At 74.8% G+C, this 14,486-nt stretch carries 12 protein-coding genes; 4 read left to right on the top strand and 8 right to left on the bottom strand.

The window, feature by feature from the left end; genetic code table 11:
• Positions 1-71: 71 nt before the first annotated feature.
• Positions 72-470 (top strand): hypothetical protein, encoded by a 399-nt coding sequence (locus ACIQF6_RS24955; RefSeq protein WP_400898632.1) that lies wholly within the window; start codon positions 72-74, stop codon positions 468-470.
• On the opposite strand, the gene ACIQF6_RS24950 is transcribed toward ACIQF6_RS24955, so the two are convergent.
• Positions 464-1,105, bottom strand: coding sequence for an NAD(P)-dependent oxidoreductase (locus tag ACIQF6_RS24950; RefSeq protein ID WP_400898630.1), 642 nt, complete (start codon positions 1,103-1,105; stop codon positions 464-466). The two genes, ACIQF6_RS24955 and ACIQF6_RS24950, sit on opposite strands and share 7 nt — an antisense overlap.
• A 201-nt stretch (positions 1,106-1,306) precedes the next feature.
• On the opposite strand from ACIQF6_RS24950, the gene ACIQF6_RS24945 reads away from it, so the two are divergent.
• Positions 1,307-2,089 carry a TIGR03084 family metal-binding protein gene (locus ACIQF6_RS24945; RefSeq protein ID WP_400898628.1) on the top strand — a complete coding sequence of 261 codons (783 nt, stop codon included), beginning with the start codon at positions 1,307-1,309 and terminating at the stop codon, positions 2,087-2,089.
• Here the strand turns inward: ACIQF6_RS24945 and ACIQF6_RS24940 are convergent.
• The 5 genes from ACIQF6_RS24940 to ACIQF6_RS24920 all read right to left on the bottom strand — a co-directional run bounded on the left by ACIQF6_RS24940 (position 2,076) and on the right by ACIQF6_RS24920 (position 9,670).
• A complete protein-coding gene (locus tag ACIQF6_RS24940; RefSeq protein WP_400898626.1) occupies positions 2,076-2,564 on the bottom strand; it encodes a hypothetical protein in 489 nt (162 codons plus the stop codon). The two genes, ACIQF6_RS24945 and ACIQF6_RS24940, sit on opposite strands and share 14 nt — an antisense overlap.
• A 125-nt stretch (positions 2,565-2,689) precedes the next feature.
• Positions 2,690-3,178 (bottom strand): hypothetical protein, encoded by a 489-nt coding sequence (locus tag ACIQF6_RS24935; protein WP_400898624.1) that lies wholly within the window; start codon positions 3,176-3,178, stop codon positions 2,690-2,692.
• A 65-nt stretch (positions 3,179-3,243) separates the two neighbouring features.
• The gene (locus tag ACIQF6_RS24930) at positions 3,244-6,450 is read right to left on the bottom strand and encodes an error-prone DNA polymerase (protein WP_400898622.1); all 3,207 of its coding nucleotides are present in this window, start codon (positions 6,448-6,450) and stop codon (positions 3,244-3,246) included.
• Between the two features lie 86 nt (positions 6,451-6,536).
• On the bottom strand, positions 6,537-8,675 hold the full coding sequence (locus ACIQF6_RS24925) for a hypothetical protein (RefSeq protein WP_400898620.1): 2,139 nt from the start codon (positions 8,673-8,675) through the stop codon (positions 6,537-6,539).
• Between the two features lie 203 nt (positions 8,676-8,878).
• Entirely contained in the window at positions 8,879-9,670 is a 792-nt protein-coding gene (locus ACIQF6_RS24920) for a hypothetical protein (protein ID WP_400898618.1), read from the bottom strand.
• Between the two features lie 183 nt (positions 9,671-9,853).
• On the opposite strand from ACIQF6_RS24920, the gene ACIQF6_RS24915 reads away from it, so the two are divergent.
• Positions 9,854-11,257 carry an SMI1/KNR4 family protein gene (locus ACIQF6_RS24915; RefSeq protein WP_400898616.1) on the top strand — a complete coding sequence of 468 codons (1,404 nt, stop codon included), beginning with the start codon at positions 9,854-9,856 and terminating at the stop codon, positions 11,255-11,257.
• 71 nt (positions 11,258-11,328) lie between these two features.
• Here ACIQF6_RS24915 and ACIQF6_RS24910 read toward each other — a convergent pair whose 3' ends face one another.
• On the bottom strand, positions 11,329-11,967 hold the full coding sequence (locus ACIQF6_RS24910; RefSeq protein ID WP_400898614.1) for an alpha-ketoglutarate-dependent dioxygenase AlkB: 639 nt from the start codon (positions 11,965-11,967) through the stop codon (positions 11,329-11,331).
• Between the two features lie 107 nt (positions 11,968-12,074).
• Between ACIQF6_RS24910 and ACIQF6_RS24905 the strand changes: the two genes are divergently transcribed.
• Complete coding sequence (locus ACIQF6_RS24905; RefSeq protein WP_400898612.1) at positions 12,075-13,679, top strand: multicopper oxidase family protein; 1,605 nt, start codon at positions 12,075-12,077, stop codon at positions 13,677-13,679.
• Positions 13,680-13,698: 19 nt separating this feature from the next.
• Here the strand turns inward: ACIQF6_RS24905 and ACIQF6_RS24900 are convergent, their stop codons facing one another.
• The gene (locus tag ACIQF6_RS24900) at positions 13,699-14,406 is read right to left on the bottom strand and encodes an SDR family oxidoreductase (protein WP_400898863.1); all 708 of its coding nucleotides are present in this window, start codon (positions 14,404-14,406) and stop codon (positions 13,699-13,701) included.
• Positions 14,407-14,486: the final 80 nt, after the last annotated feature.

The following is a 14,486-nucleotide window of genomic DNA, read 5'->3' as shown; positions in this document are numbered from 1 at the left end:
CGGTACGGCTCGGACGACCACAGTGAAACCTCCGTCTGGCAGGATGTCCCGCCAACGGAGGTTTCACTGTGATGAACGACCGGGCGCTGTGGCGACCCTGGATGTGGCTCTGCCCACCGCTCGCCGTCGCGGGCTGGCTCTGCACCGCACCCGCCGTTCTGGCCTTGCTGGAGGAGCTGAACGCGGCCCTTCGCGGCCACGACGGGCCGGGCGTGCCCGGCTACCTCCTGGTGCTCGCCGTGGCCGGGCTGGTGCTCGACGTCGCCGCCGTCCTGTGGAGCGTCCGGCAGCTGGGCAGGGTCGTCCGCAGGCGCGCGCCGCTGGACGGACGGGGCCTGGCACTCGCGGCGGTGCTGGCGCTGACCGTGGTGGCCAGCTTCTACCAGTGGCAGATCGCGCAGATCACCCATGACATCCTCGGGCCGCACCACTACGGCGACTCCGCCGCTCTGCCGACCGGCCCTCAGTAGCCGCAGGTGAAGCGCTCGCCGTGGTGGCGGGGCGTCTCCAGCTCGTCCACCAGGGCGGTCGCGAAGTCCGCCAGCGAGATGGTGGACAGGCCGTCCGGGGTGGCGACCAGCTCGTCGACGGCGGTGCGGTAGGCGCCGGTGCGCTCGCCCGGCAGCAGGCTCTGCGGCGGGCTGAGCACCGTCCAGTCCAGGTCGCTGACAGTACGCAGGTACTCCAGCGCGCGGCCGTGCGCCCGCATCACCTCCAGCTGGCGGGGCGTCACCGACGGGTCGTCCCACAGCCGGGCGCCGTCCGGGGCGGTCAACCCGCCGGCGCTTCCCACCACCATCAACCTCGGTGCCCGGTCGCCGAGTTGACGCAGCCCCGCAACCAGCGCGTGTGCGGCCGGCTCGATCAGCCGCCCCCGCCCCGGGCCGTCCCCACCGCCGACCGCGCTCACCAGCGCCTCGCTCCCCGCCGCGACCCGGGCCATGTCCGCCGGCTCCAGCACGTCGCCGCGCTCCACACTGATCGCCAGCCCCTGGTACTCCGCCGGCCGCCGCACCACCGCCGTCACCCGATGCCCCCGTGCCAGCGCCTCGGTCACCACACACCGACCGATCTCGCCATTGGCCCCGACGACCGCCACCCGCATACCCGACCGACCTCCCGCTCCGCCCGCCCGACTCTTCATCAGACCACGCGACGGGCCGCCCGCCCGGCAACGAAACCCGCTGCGCAGGGCCCGCGGGGACGTCGAGAGGTCGGCCGGCGGCGGACGGGTGAGCGGGGTCACCGGTGCGGGTGAGGTGGGGCGGGGTAGGAGTGGGGGAATCGGCGGCGAAAGGGGTGGCGGGTGGACGGGCTGGCGGCGGATCTGGTGGCCGAGGGGGAGGAACTGGACTCCCTGGTGGGCGGGTTGGACGCGGCCGGGTTCGCGGTGGCGACGCCCGCGGCGGGGTGGACGGTCGCGCATCAGGTGTCGCACCTGGCGTGGACCGATCGGTGGACGCTGCTCGCGGCGCGCGACCCGGAGGGGTTCGTCGCGGCGCTGGGGCGGGAGTTCGCGGACGGGCTCGCGGCGGTGGACCGGGGCGCGGCGGAGGGCGTCGGGGAGGAGCCGGCCGCGTTGCTGACGCGTTGGCGGGCGGGCCGGGCGGAGGTGGCCCGGGCGCTGGCGGAGGCACCGACGGAGGCGCGGCTGCCGTGGTTCGGGCCGCCGATGAAGGCGCGGTCGATGCTGACGGCCCGCCTGATGGAGACCTGGGCGCACGGCCAGGACGTCGCGGACGCGCTCGGCGCGGTCCGCACCCCCACCGACCGTCTGCGGCACATCGCCCACCTGGGCGTCCGCACCGTCGGCTTCGCGTTCGCCGCTCACGGTCGGCCCGCCCCCGCCGCCCCGATCCGTTTCGAACTCCGCTCCCCCGCCGGAGAGTTGTGGACGTGGGGCGAGGAGGGCGCCGCCGACCGGGTGTCCGGCCCGGCCCTGGACTTCTGCCTGCTGGTCACCCAGCGCCGCCACCCCGACGACCTCGCCCTGACCGCCGAGGGCGACACCGCCCGCGCCTGGCTGCCGCTCGCCCAGGCCTTCGCGGGCCCGCCCGGCGAGGGGCGGCGGCCGGTCAGCGCACCATGAAGCAGGGGGCCCACCCGGGCAGCGAAGCGTAGCGGCCGGTCGCCTCGCCATTGCCGACGGTGAGGAAGGTGATGTTGTCCGGGCCGCCGAGGCCGTAGCCGAGTTCGGTGATCCGCAGGCAGAGGGCCAGGGTCTGGTCGCGGGTGGTGTCGGGCGTGACATTGACCGAGACGGCGTTCTCGCCGCCCTCCTGGACGTTCGCCTCGGGAGGGTGGTGCGAGTAGGTGCCGTGGTCGACGTGCGGCAGGCAGCGGATCTCCTCCGGCAGCGGCCCCGCCCAGCCGCCCATCCAGCTCTCGGTGGGGCTGGGTTCGGCCTTGCAGGCCGGGCCGGGTTCGCCGAAAGCTGCGTCGACAGCCGCGGCCGGGGTCGCCTGCGCGGTCGGGCCGGCGGTCGGGCCCGGGTGGTCGGCGGCGGTGCAGCCGACGACGGCGAAAGCTGCTACGGCAAGGGTGCTGACGAGGCGTCTGGACATGGTTCCCTCCTTGTTCGGGCACCACCGTATCGACCCTGGCAAGCGCTTTCCACGGCCGTTCCGGAGATGCCCGGCGGCCCCACGCGCAGGCGTTCGCGGGGCCGCCGGGCCAGGAGCGCGGGCCGCTACGACAGGGTCGGCGAGACGGTCGAGCGGGTCCCGTCGAAGCAGGCGCTGGGCGCGTCGGGCTCCGACTGGTAGTGGCCCGACCCGTCGACCGTGAGCAGGGTGACGTCGTGCGAACCGCCGCTTCCCCACCCGAGGTCGGTGATGCGCAGGCACAGGGCCCTGGCCTGCTCCGGGGTGGTGTCCTCGGTGACGTGGACTTCGAGGGCCTTCCACCCGCCGGGGGTCGGGCCGCTCGCCAGGTAGGAGTAGGTGCCCTCGGCGATGTGCGGCAGGCAGCGGATTTCGTCCGGCAGCGGCCCCCTCCAGTCACCCTCGTAGGTCTCGGTGGGACTGGGCGCCGCGCTGCAGGCCGGCCCGGGCCCGGCGGTGTCGACGGGAGCGGCGTGCGCGGTCGGCCCGGCGGCCGGGCCCGAGTGGCCGGCCGAGGTGCAGCCGGCGACGGCGAATGCGGCCACGGCGAGGGCCGCGGCAAGACGTCTGGACATGTGTCCCCCCTTGATCGAATCCATACGGTACCGACGCCCGCAACCCCATTTCTGCTGTCGGGCCGTCAGATGCCGAGCCGCAGTGGCGCGATGCGGGTGGCGACCAGGTTGGTCGCGCCGTGGGTGCGTTCGACGGTGCCGTGGACGAGCAGGCCGGCGCGTTCCAGGACGGTGCGGCGGTGGGCCTGCCAGACGGGGCGGTTGCAGATGACGTTGATCAGGCCGGTCTCGTCCTCCAGGCTGAGGAAGAGGACGCCGCCGGCGGTGGGCGGGCGCTGGCGGTGGGTGACCAGGGCGCCGACCACGACGGGGGTGCCGGGCGGGACGTGCCGGAGCTGGGCGGCGGTGACGGCGCCGGAGCGGTGCAGGGCCTCGCGCAGGTGCTGGACGGGGTGGCTGGTGGCGGAGCTGCCGGTGGCCCACAGGTCGGCGATGGTCTCCTCGATCGGGGTCATCGCGGGCAGCGGCGGGGCGTCCGCACCGGGGAGGGTGCCGGGCAGCGAGTCGGGGTCGGTGGCGGCGTACAGGCCGGCCGACCAGAGGGCCTGACGGCGGCTCAGCCCGAAGCAGGAGAACGCGCCGGCGGTGGCCAGCGCCTCCATGATCGGCCGGGGCAGTGCGGTGCGGCGGGCGAAGTCCTCCAGGTCGGCGTAGGGGCGCCCGGCGGCGATGGTCTCGGCCTGCGCCCGGCCGAGGCCGCGCACCGAGGTGAGGCCGAGCCGGATCGCGGCCTGCGGGGTCCCGGCGGTGAGCGGGTGCGGGTAGGACGGGTGCCGCCCGGGTTCCAGCGTCGGGCCGGGGTCGCTGACCGCGACGTCCACGCCGCGCACCCGCACGCCGTGCCGGCGCACGTCGGTGATCAGGCTGAGCGGGGAGTAGAAGCCCATCGGCTGGTTGGCGAGCAGCGCGCAGGTGAACGCCGCCGGGTGGTGGTACTTGAGCCAGGCGCTGGCCCACACCAGGTAGGCGAAGCTGATCGCGTGCGACTCGGGGAAGCCGTAGCTGGAGAAGGCCTCGATCTTGGCGTAGACGTCCTCGGCGGTCTCCGGCGGGATGCCGCGTTCGGCCATCCCTTCCAGCAGGCGGGTGCGCAGCACGGCGACGCGTTCCAGGGAGCGTTTGGCGCCCATCGCCTGCCGGAGCCGGTCGGCCTCGTCGGGGCTGAATCCGGCGCAGTCGATGGCGAGTTGCATCATCTGTTCCTGGAACAGCGGGACGCCGAGGGTCTTGGCGAGGGCGCGTTCCATGCTGGGGTGCGGGATCTTGACGGGTTCGACGCCGTCGCGGCGGCGCAGGTAGGGGTGGACGGAGCCGCCCTGGATCGGGCCGGGGCGGATCAGCGCGACTTCGACCACCAGGTCGTAGAAGTGCCTGGGTTTGAGCCGGGGCAGGGTGGCCATCTGGGCGCGCGACTCGACCTGGAAGACGCCGACGGTGTCGGCCCGGCAGAGCATCTCGTAGACCTGGGCGTCGTGTTGGGGGATGGTGGCGAGGTCGAGCCGTTCGCCGTAGTGCTGTTCGATCAGGTCGCAGGCGTCGTGCAGGGCGGCGAGCATGCCGAGGCCGAGCAGGTCGATCTTGACGAGTCCGGCGCCGGCGGTGGAGTCCTTGTCCCACTGGAGGACGGAGCGGCCGGGCATCCGGGCCCACTCGGTGGGGCAGATCTCGCCGACCGGCTCCCGGGTGAGCACCATGCCGCCCGAGTGGATGCCCAGGTGGCGTGGCAGGCCGTGGAGTTGACCGCCGAGGTCGAGGACGTCGGCGGGGATGACGGCGTCGTCCCGGACGGTGCCGTGGAACTCGACCTGCCGGGTGAAGGCGTCCACCTGCTCGGCGGGGTAGCCGAGCGCCCGGGCTGCGTCGCGCAGTGCGAGCCGGGGCCGGTAGGTGATGACGTTGGCGACCTGGGCGGCGTGGGCGCGGCCGTAGCGCCCGTACACGTACTGGATGACCTCCTCGCGGCGGCGGTTCTCGATGTCGAGGTCGATGTCGGGCGGCCCGTCGCGGGCGACGCTGAGGAATCGTTCGAACAGCAGGCCGTAGGCGACGGGGTCGACGGCGGTGATGCCGAGGGCGTAGCAGACCGCGGAGTTGGCGGCGGAGCCGCGGCCCTGGCACCAGATGTTCTCGCGGCGGCAGAAGTCGACGATGTCGTGGACGATCAGGAAGTACCCGGCGAGGTCGCGGGTCTCGATCACGTCGAGTTCGCGGGCGAGTTGGCGGCGGGCCTTGTCGTTGTCGGGGCCGAAGCGCCGCGGTCCGGCCTCGGCGACCAGGGCGCGCAGATGACTGCTCTCGGTGTGGCCGTCGGGGACGGGGTAGCCGGGCAGTTGCGGGTCGAGGGTGGCGAAGTCGAAGGCGCAGGCCCGGGCGAGGTCGACGGTGGCCTGCTGGACGCCGGGGAACCTGCGCAGCCGGTTCGCCATCTCGCGGCCGGAGCGCAGGTGCGCGGTGCCGGCGGCCATGGTGTACGGCGCGGCCTGTTCCAGGGTGCGGCGTTCGTGCAGCGCGGCCAGCGTCTGGGCGAGCCTGCCCTGTGCGGGTGCGGCGTGGTGGACGTTGTTGGTGGCGACCAGCGGCAGCGCGGTGCGGGCGGCGAGCGCGGCGAGGCGGTCGTTGCGCAGGTCGTCGCCGGGCAGCCGGTGGTCGGTCAGTTCGACGTACACGTTCTGCGCCCCGAACGCTTCTTCCAGCGTGCGGAGTTCACGTTCGGCGGCGTCCTCGCCGGCGGTCTCCAGGGCGTGCCGGACCCGGCCGCGGCGGCAGCCGGAGAGCACCGCCCAGTGGCCGTGGTGGGTGTCGGCGAGTTCGTCGAACAGGTAGCGCGGGCTGTTCTTGGCGCCGCCGCGCAGCTGGGCGGCGCTGATCGCGGCGGACAGCCGCCGGTAGCCCTCCGGGTCGCGGGCCAGCACCAGCAGGTGGTCGTCCGGGCCGACGGTGAGTTCGGCGCCGAACACGGTACGGATGCCGGTGCCCTTGGCGGCCTCGGCCAGCCGGACCGCCCCGTAGAACCCGTCGTGGTCGGTGATCGCCACCGTCTCGATGCCCAACGCGGCTGCCTCGTCGAGCAGTTGCTCCGGGTCGCTGGCCCCGTCGAGGAAGCTGAACGCCGAGTGGACGTGCAGTTCGGCCCACGGGACGGCGTCCTTCGGCGGCGCGGGCCTGGGGCGTTCGGGCTCCTCGGGTGCGCGCGGGACGGCGGCAGTGCCCGCGCCGGTCATCCGGCGTTGCAGCTCCGTCCAGGGGAGCGAGGGGTGACTGGTGAATCCCATCGCGGGTGGTGCTCCGGTCTCGGGGGTGGCTGGTTGCCGCTGCTCCCCCCGAGCAGCTTCTCGTCCTGACGCTTCGTCAATTTCTTTCAGTCATAGGCTCCTTCGACGAACCATCGGCCGCCCTCCACGGTGAGCAGCAGGGCCCGTCCGCCCTCCACCGCGACCTGGAACCTGGCCCGGCGGCGGGCGGTGCGCTGGTCCCACCAGCGTTCGACGGCCGGCCAGGGGCCGGTCCAGCCGAGCACGTCGAGGGTGCGGCCGTGCAGTTCGACCCGGTCCGGCGGGGCGGACACCTCGGCGCGGCCGTCCACCGCGACGGGCTGCCCGTCGCGGTCCAGCACCAGCACCGGCACCGGGTCCGGCGGCACCACGGACGGCGACGGGTCGGTGAGCCGGCCCGGCCAGGGGCCGTCCGCCTCGGCGTTCCCGCCGAGTTCGGCCTCGTCCCACGGCAGCCGCACCTGCTGCTCGCCGGGGGCCCGGCCGCCCTCCGGCGCGCCGCGCCGCAGCCCCGCGTAGCCCAGCAGCGACTGCACCCGGGCCACCGCGCGCTCCACCCGGTCCTCCGCGACCGCCTCGCCCCACAGCGCCAACTGCCGTCCCCGGTCCGGGAACAGGCCGTCCGGGACGAGCCGCAGCGCGGTGAACGCGCCGTCCGCGTCGGTGAACGTGCCGGTGGACTGCCAGGCGTTCAACTGCCAGCGGATCCGCTCGGCGAGGGCCGCCGCCGTCAGCCGCCCCTCGTGCTGCCACAGCCGAGCCACGGTACGGCCGCCCTCGCAGGACACCTCCACCGCCACCCGCTGGCAGGCCAGTCCGACCTCGGCCAGCCGGGCGTGCAGGCGCTCCGCGAGGGTGCGGCCGACGAACACCAGGGGCTCAGCCAACTCCTCCGGAGGGTCGAAGAGTTGCTCGACCGCGAGGTCCAGCCCCTGGTCCTTGGGCGCCAGCGGACGCGGGTCCAACCCGCGGGCCTGCCGGTGCGCGGCGCTCCCGGTCGGGCCGAACCGGTTCGCCACCACGTCTGCGGCCAACTCCGCGAACGCCCCCACCGTCTCCACCCCCAGCCGGTGCAGCAGCTCCGCCAACTCCGGCTCCCCCAGCGTCGACACCGGGTACGGCGCGAGGAACTCCGGCGTCCGCCCCGCCGGCACCAGCAGCTCCGCACGGGCCGCCAGCACGGCGGCGAACAGGCCGTCGGCGACCCCGAGCAGGCCACGCGGGGGCGACGGCTCCGGCTCGGACTGCGGCTCGGGGGCGGGCGACGGCTGCGGCGACGACTTGGGCTCGGAGACGGGGGCGGGCGACGGCTGCGGCTGCGGCTGCGGCTGCGGCGACAGCTTGGGCTCGGAGACGGGGGCGGGCGACGGCTGCGGCTGCGGCGACAGCTTGGGCTCGGGGACGGGGGCGGGCGACGGCTGCGGCTGCGGCTGCGGCTGCGGCTGCGGCGACAGCTTGGGCTCGGGGACGAACGACGACTTCGGCCCCGGGTGGGCGGGGGCGACCAGCGCGAGCGGAGCGGACGCAGGCTTCGGGGACAGCTCAGGCCCCGGCGACGGCTCGTGCCCCGGCTCGTGCCCCGGCTCCGGCTCCGGCCCCGGCCCCGGCTCCGGGTGCGATTCGGGGGCCGACGACGGCTTCGGTTCCGGGTGAGTGGGGGCGACCAGCGCGAGCGGGGCGGACGGCCCGGCCGGGGCGGGTTCGGCGGAGCCGCCGTCGAGTACGGTGAGCGGTGGGCGTGAGGGCTCCTGTTCGGTGAACACCTCGTCCACCCAGGCGGGTTCCGCCTCGTCGGTCAGCGTGTCGGACTCCTCCGGCGTGGCGGGCGCGGCGGCCGGCCAGGTCTCGGCCAGGACGGCGGCGACCGCGTCCCGGATGCCGACCGCGAGCGCCTCCTCACCGCCGAAGTACCGGGCCGGGCCCTTCACCGGAATCGCGCACAGCCCCGGCCGGAGCACCTCCACCCGCGGCGTGAACGCCTCGACCGCCGCGACCACCGGCTCGAACCGGCGTGCCTCCGCCTCCTCGTCCCGCTCGCGCAGTCGCAACTCCGGACAGAACCGCTGCGCCAACCGCAGCGGCTGCCCCCGGCGGACCCCCGCGGCGCGCGCCGCGTCCGAGGACGCCAGCACCCGGCCGCCCTCCACCACCGCCACCGCGCCGACGTCCCCGCCCACCGGCGCGGTCGCCACCAGCGGCCAGTCCGGACACCACACCACCAGCACCCGCTGCGCCGCCGGCCCCCACCCCGACCCCCCCTCCCCCGCCCGCGCGGTACCCCACAGCGGCCCGCCGCCACCACGGCTCGCGGACGATGTCGGCCTACGCATCGGATTGGGGTGCTTCATGGCTGGTCACTCGAAGGAAATCGGAGGAGATCTGAGGAAGTCGACGGGAAAGAGAGGGGGGACGGAGGGGCAGGGCCGGCTCAGACCGCCTCCAGGGCCGGCCGGGCGAGGGCGGGCTCGGCGGGGGCCAGGGCGCGGGCGGCGCCCTGCGCGTCGGGGAGCCAGAGGCGGGCGGTGCGGGGGCGGGTCGCGGTGCCGCGGCCTTCGGCGACGGCTTCGACCTGGCGGCCGGCGAGCTGGCCGTGGCCGTCGCCGAGGCCGAACCAGCGGCCGGTGCGAATACTGAGCCGCTGGGTGGCGCCGGGCCAGGGTCCGGCGACCAGCAGCGCGCAGCGGGTGCGGCGCAGCACGGCGGTGAGGCGGGCGGCGAGCGCGGGGGCGACCGGGCCGGTGGGGCGCAGCAGGATCAGGCCGACGGCGCCGGCGAGGGCGGCGACCACGTCGGGCCAGTGCGGTCCCGGGTGGTCGGCGAGCAGCAGGCGGCGCAGGTCGTAGCCGTAGCCGGCGGCGGCGGACAGCCCCAGTTCGGGGAGTCCGACGGCGGCGGCCCAGGCGGCGTCCCCGGTCGTCCCGGTGAATGCGCCGGCCCCGAGGGCGAGCAGCAGTCCGGTGTCCCCGGTGACGGAGACGGCGGTGCCGGGCCGCAGTCCGCCGCCGGGGAGCAGCGGCGCGAGGGCGGGGAGGACGGGCAGCAGCTCGGGTTCGGCGACGGCCGACAGGACTGCGTCGGGAGCGGGGGTGGTGCCGGGCCGCAGCGGGACGACGACCGTTCGATCCCGTTCGAGCGTTCGAACGCCACTCGCCGCCCGCTCGTGGGCAAATGGGGCGAAAGCTCCCGCCCCGGGCGAGTCGATCGAGTCTTGTTCGAACATGTGCACGACTCCAGCATCGAACATTCGTTCGCAAATATTCAAGTCCGGGAATCTGACTGAGCTGCAGAAACGCCCGCCCGACGACCCTCGGTGACCACCCGTGCCCGGCACGGCCGTCGGCGGCGGTCGGTAAAGTCCCTCGGGCCGCCGCCCGCACCCGCCCCACCGCTTGGAGAACCACCTGTGTCCGCGCTCCACGACTTCGACACCTGGGAACCGTTGCTGACACTCCTCCGGGCCGAGCACGCCGACCGCCCGGCCGCCGGCGCCGGCCACCTGGCGGGAAGCATCAGTTCGACGGGGTGGAGCCTGCCCCTGAGCCATCGGCTCCCGCCGCGGGGGCAGCCGGCCGTGCCCCGCGACCGGCAGCCCGTCGCCCGGGCCGCGGCGGCAGTGCAGTACGCGCTCGCAGCGGCGGGCATCCGCGAGGCGATGTTCGCGGCGGACGTCGCGCCGGACGGGCGAACGGTACTGCACGTGTTCGACGCCGGCCCGGCGATGGAGTCCGCCTCCGGCTTCCGGCACCCGAGCCCCGGCACGCTCGTCCTGGTCGAGGGCGCCGTCGCCGAGCCCTGGCGCCGCCTGCCCGCGCCGACGCCCGGGGCGGTGCCGGCGCCGTCCGCCGACCCGGCCCTGCTGGAGCGGACGCTCCGCGAGCGGCTCCCCGATGCCGTCGGCGCAACCGAGGAGGAGATCGCCACCGCCGAGAAGCGGCTCGGCGTCACACTGCCCGAGGAGCTCAAGGCGCTCTACCGCGTGACCAGGGTGTGCCCGGCCGGACCGGACGGATCGGGGGACTGGGAGGCCGACTCCGCGGAGCCGGCGGACGCCGAGTCCGCAGTCGGCTGCGAACTCACCTCCCTGGACGGGCTGTTCATAGCCGATACGACCCGACGGCCGGGCCCGTGGCAGTACGCCGCGACCGAGGCGGTCGTCACCCCGCCCGACGCCGCCGTCCAGGGCCTGGTCGGCTCGCCCGGCTGGATCGTCTTCGGCAGCAACGGCGGTGACGACTTCGCCGTCGACCTGACGCCCGGCCCGCGCGGCCACCTCGGGCAGGTCGTCCTCATCGACCACGAGCAGCACATCGGTGCCGAGCTGTACGGCGAATCCCTGACGGACCTGGTCCTGAGCCGTTTCGAGAACCGCGTCCCGGTCAGCCGACACGAGCAGCGGTCGCCGGTCACGGCCCGGATCGGCGACCACTTTGACCTGGTCGACCTCGCATCCGCCGCGCACCCCGACCTGGAGGTCGTGCAGATCTTCCACCGGAGCGGAGCGCCCCTCGGCCTCGCCCCCATCGCCGGGCTGCCGCGGGTGCGCACTCTCATCGCGCACCCCGGCACGCTCGCCGACCCGCTGGAGATCACCGGCCTGACCGGGCTGGAGTACCTGGGGCTCGGGCCGGACGAGTGGCGCGTCCTCCTCGACGCCGGGGCGGTCCCGCGGGGGCTGTCCGCCGCCTGTGTCGAGGTGCGCGGCGACGAGCACCCGCTGACGGTCGTGAGCGTGGCCAACGACCTTCTCGCGCTCCGGGACCGCCCGCCGATCGCCCACACCGCCGTCACGGGGCGCCTCCGCCCCTGAGCCGGCACCCGGCCCCGACCGGTCCGGAGTTCTGCCGCGCCCCGTACGGGGCAGGGGCGCGGCCGGGCGCTTCAGCGGACGCCGCGCGGGCGGAACTGGATGCTGATCCGCGGGCCGGCCGTGCCGGTGCTCTTCGGGACGGCGTGCTCCCAGGTGCGCTGGCAGGAGCCGCCCATCACCAGCAGGTCGCCGTGCCCGAGCGAGCGGCGTACGGTCGGGCCGCCGCCGGCCAGGGGGCGGAGCAGCAGGGGGCGGGCCTGGCCGACCGAGAGGATGGCGACCATGGTGTCCTCGCGGTCGCCGCGGCCGATCCGGTCGCCGTGCCAGGCGACGCTGTCCCGCCCGTCCCGGTAGAGGCAGAGCCCGGCGGTGGCGAACGGCTCCCCGAGTTCCTCCCGGTAGTGGGCGCCGAGCGCGTTCCGGGCCTCGGCCAGAACGGGGTCGGGCAGCGCGGCGTCCTCGCGGTAGAAGGCCAGCAGCCTGGGCACGTCCACCACCCGCTCGTACATCTCCCGCCGCCCGGCCCGCCACGGCACCCGGTCGGCCAGCCGCTCGAACAGCGTGTCGGCGCCGCTCAGCCAGCCGGGCAGCACGTCGATCCACGCCCCGTGCCCGAGCACCGTCCGTTCGATCCCGTCCAGCGGGCCGAGCGCGGGTTCCGCCTCCGGATCGCCGACGTCGAACAGCGAGCCCTGCAGCTGGTACGTCATGCCGCCCAGCGTACGCCTCATTCGAACACGCGTACGATCCACCGGAGAGCGACACCCCGGTGCGCCGCCGAAGTCCCGCCTGGCCGTTTGGCATAGATTGTCCGGCTATGGGAGAGAGTGGTGTGGTCAGTCGCCGCCTGGTCCTCAAGGCCGCCATCGGCCTCGCGGTGGCGTCCGACGCGATCCTGACCGGGCCGTCGGCGACCGCGGCACCGGCGGCGGCGCGCTTCCCGCAGCCGGCCGGGCCGGCCTCGCGGGCGGCGGCGGCGAGGGCAGTGGCGACGACGGTGGAGCAGACGCTGGACGTCCGGTTCACGGAGGTCGACGTCCCGGGCTACGGGACGGTCACCACGCGCACCTACAACGGGGCGATTCCGGGGCCGACCCTGCGGGTGCGCGCCGGGGACACCCTGCGGCTGACGCATGTCAACGGGCTGCCGCCCAACTCGCCCTTCCACGGCGACCACAACACGCCGCACCACGCGAACAGCTTCAACGTGCACACCCACGGCATGCACGTCTCCCCGTCCGGGGAGGCCGACAACGTCCAGCGCGAGTTCACCCCGCGCACGGCCGACGAGGTCGCCGCCGGCACCCCGGAGCCGCGGTACACGACGACCATCTGCGTCCCGGCCGACCACCCCGCCGGCACCTACTGGTACCACCCGCACCTGCACGGATCCACCGCCGAGCAGATCGCCGGGGGCATGGCCGGGGTGATCGTCGTCGAGGGCGACGTCGATCGGGTGCCGGAGATCAAGGCGGCCGCGGACCTGGTCGTCTGCATCAACGAGCTGAAGGTCGAGGACGGCCGGATCCCCGCCTTCACCTCGGGCGGCTGGGTGACCGGCGTCCCGTCCGTCTTCACCGTCAACGGCGCGGTCAATCCCACCCTCGGGCTGCGCCGGGGCGAGGTCCAGCGGTGGCGGCTGGTCGCCGCCACCGCCTTCACCGCACTGAAGCTCCAACTCTCCGGCGACGGCGGAGAGTTGACGTTGCACCAGATCGCCCAGGACGGCATCGGGTTCGCCGCGCCGGCCCCCCGGACCACGGTGGTCATGGCGATGGGCAACCGCGCCGACGTCCTGGTCCGGGGCGAGGCGCCCGGCCGGTACGAGCTACGGGCCGACGGGGTGTCCGAGCCGCTGATGACGGTCGAGGTGACGGAGGAGTCCGTCGACCCGCCGATGGAGCTGCCCGCCTCGCTGCCGCCCGGCCGGCCGTTCCTCGACGAGCGCGAGATCGCCGGCCCCGACCGCGAGGTGGTCCTGCACGTCGACCCGGGGGCCTTCGCCGGGGACTTCCCCAACGCCTACCGCATGCTGGGCAGCAACTCCACGCCCCCGGCCGACCCGGGCGGCGACCTCGCCCACGACCCCGCCTACGGCCGCTTCGACCCCGGCTACGTCAACCACACCCTGCGGCTGGGCGCCGTGGAGCGGTGGACCGTCCGCACCGACGAGACCGTCCCGGACCACGGCCACCCCTTCCACCTGCACACCAACCAGTTCCTGGTCACCCACCGGAACGGCCGGCCGCTCGACCCGCCGGTCTGGCACGACACCGTCGGCCTGGTCGGCGGCACGCCCGGGGACTCCGTCACCTTCCTGGTCAAGTACCAGGACTTCACCGGCCGCGCCCTCGCCCACTGCCACCAGCTCCACCACGAAGAGCTCGGCATGATGCAGACCGTCGAGTTCGTCGAACCGTGAAAGCGCTTACCGGGAACGCCTACCGCTGCTCGAAGTAGAAGCTGCGGATGAAGCAGTCCCGGGGCTGACCGATCGCGAACAGCACGCAGTCGGTGACGGACTGGGCGGTGAGCACGTCGTCGGCCGTGCGGGAGGCGGCGTCCCACGCGGGGGCGAGCGGATCGGCGTCGTCAAAGTCCGGCGGGTAGAGCGCGATCACCCGAATGCCCTCGGGGCGCAGGCGGGCGGAGAGCACGTCGGAGAAGCCGGACTGGGCGGACTTCGCCGCGTAGTAGGCGGGGTGCGAGTCGGAGCGGTGGTTGCGCAGTTCGCCGACCGCGGAGACCAGGTTGACCACGTCGGCGCCGGCCGAGGCGCGCAGCAGCGGCAGCAGGTGACGGGTCACCAGGACGGTGCCGGTGGCCCCGGAGGCGATGGTGTCGACGATCGCCTCGTCGTCGGCGCCCAGCAGGTCGGCGCCGTGCAGGTAGCGGGCGCCGTTGTTGACCAGGACGTCGACCCGGTCGGTGCGGGACGCGACCTCGGCGGCGAAGTCCCGTACCGACCCGGGGTCGGCGATGTTGCAGGCCAGGCCCTCCGCCTCGGCCCCGCTGTCGGCGGCGATCTCCGCGGCCGTCCGCCGAGCCGCGTCCAGCCCGCGCGCCGACACCAGCACCCGCGCCCCCAGCCGCCCGGCCCGGATCGCGAGCGCCCGGCCGGTGCCGCGGCCCGCGCCGGTGATGACCATGGTGCGTCCGGTGAGATCCACGAGTCGGCCCTTCGTCTGCTTCCCAATTACTGCGAGAAGAATAGGACTGTTGACCGAAG

The organism is Kitasatospora sp. NPDC092948 (genome assembly GCF_044754805.1).
Classification (GTDB): domain Bacteria; phylum Actinomycetota; class Actinomycetes; order Streptomycetales; family Streptomycetaceae; genus Kitasatospora.
This window is presented reverse-complemented; position numbering and strand designations above follow the sequence as displayed.

Excerpts from the sequence above, each read along its gene's own strand:
- ACIQF6_RS24955 (WP_400898632.1), top strand. The coding sequence starts at position 72 with ATGAACGACCGGGCGCTGTGGCGACCCTGGATGTGGCTCTGCCCACCG.
- ACIQF6_RS24950 (WP_400898630.1), bottom strand. The coding sequence starts at position 1,105 with ATGCGGGTGGCGGTCGTCGGGGCCAATGGCGAGATCGGTCGGTGTGTG.
- ACIQF6_RS24940 (WP_400898626.1), bottom strand. The coding sequence starts at position 2,564 with ATGTCCAGACGCCTCGTCAGCACCCTTGCCGTAGCAGCTTTCGCCGTC.
- ACIQF6_RS24935 (WP_400898624.1), bottom strand. The coding sequence starts at position 3,178 with ATGTCCAGACGTCTTGCCGCGGCCCTCGCCGTGGCCGCATTCGCCGTC.
- ACIQF6_RS24930 (WP_400898622.1), bottom strand. The coding sequence starts at position 6,450 with ATGGGATTCACCAGTCACCCCTCGCTCCCCTGGACGGAGCTGCAACGC.
- ACIQF6_RS24920 (WP_400898618.1), bottom strand. The coding sequence starts at position 9,670 with ATGTTCGAACAAGACTCGATCGACTCGCCCGGGGCGGGAGCTTTCGCC.
- ACIQF6_RS24910 (WP_400898614.1), bottom strand. The coding sequence starts at position 11,967 with ATGACGTACCAGCTGCAGGGCTCGCTGTTCGACGTCGGCGATCCGGAG.
- ACIQF6_RS24905 (WP_400898612.1), top strand. The coding sequence starts at position 12,075 with ATGGGAGAGAGTGGTGTGGTCAGTCGCCGCCTGGTCCTCAAGGCCGCC.
- ACIQF6_RS24900 (WP_400898863.1), bottom strand. The coding sequence starts at position 14,406 with ATGGTCATCACCGGCGCGGGCCGCGGCACCGGCCGGGCGCTCGCGATC.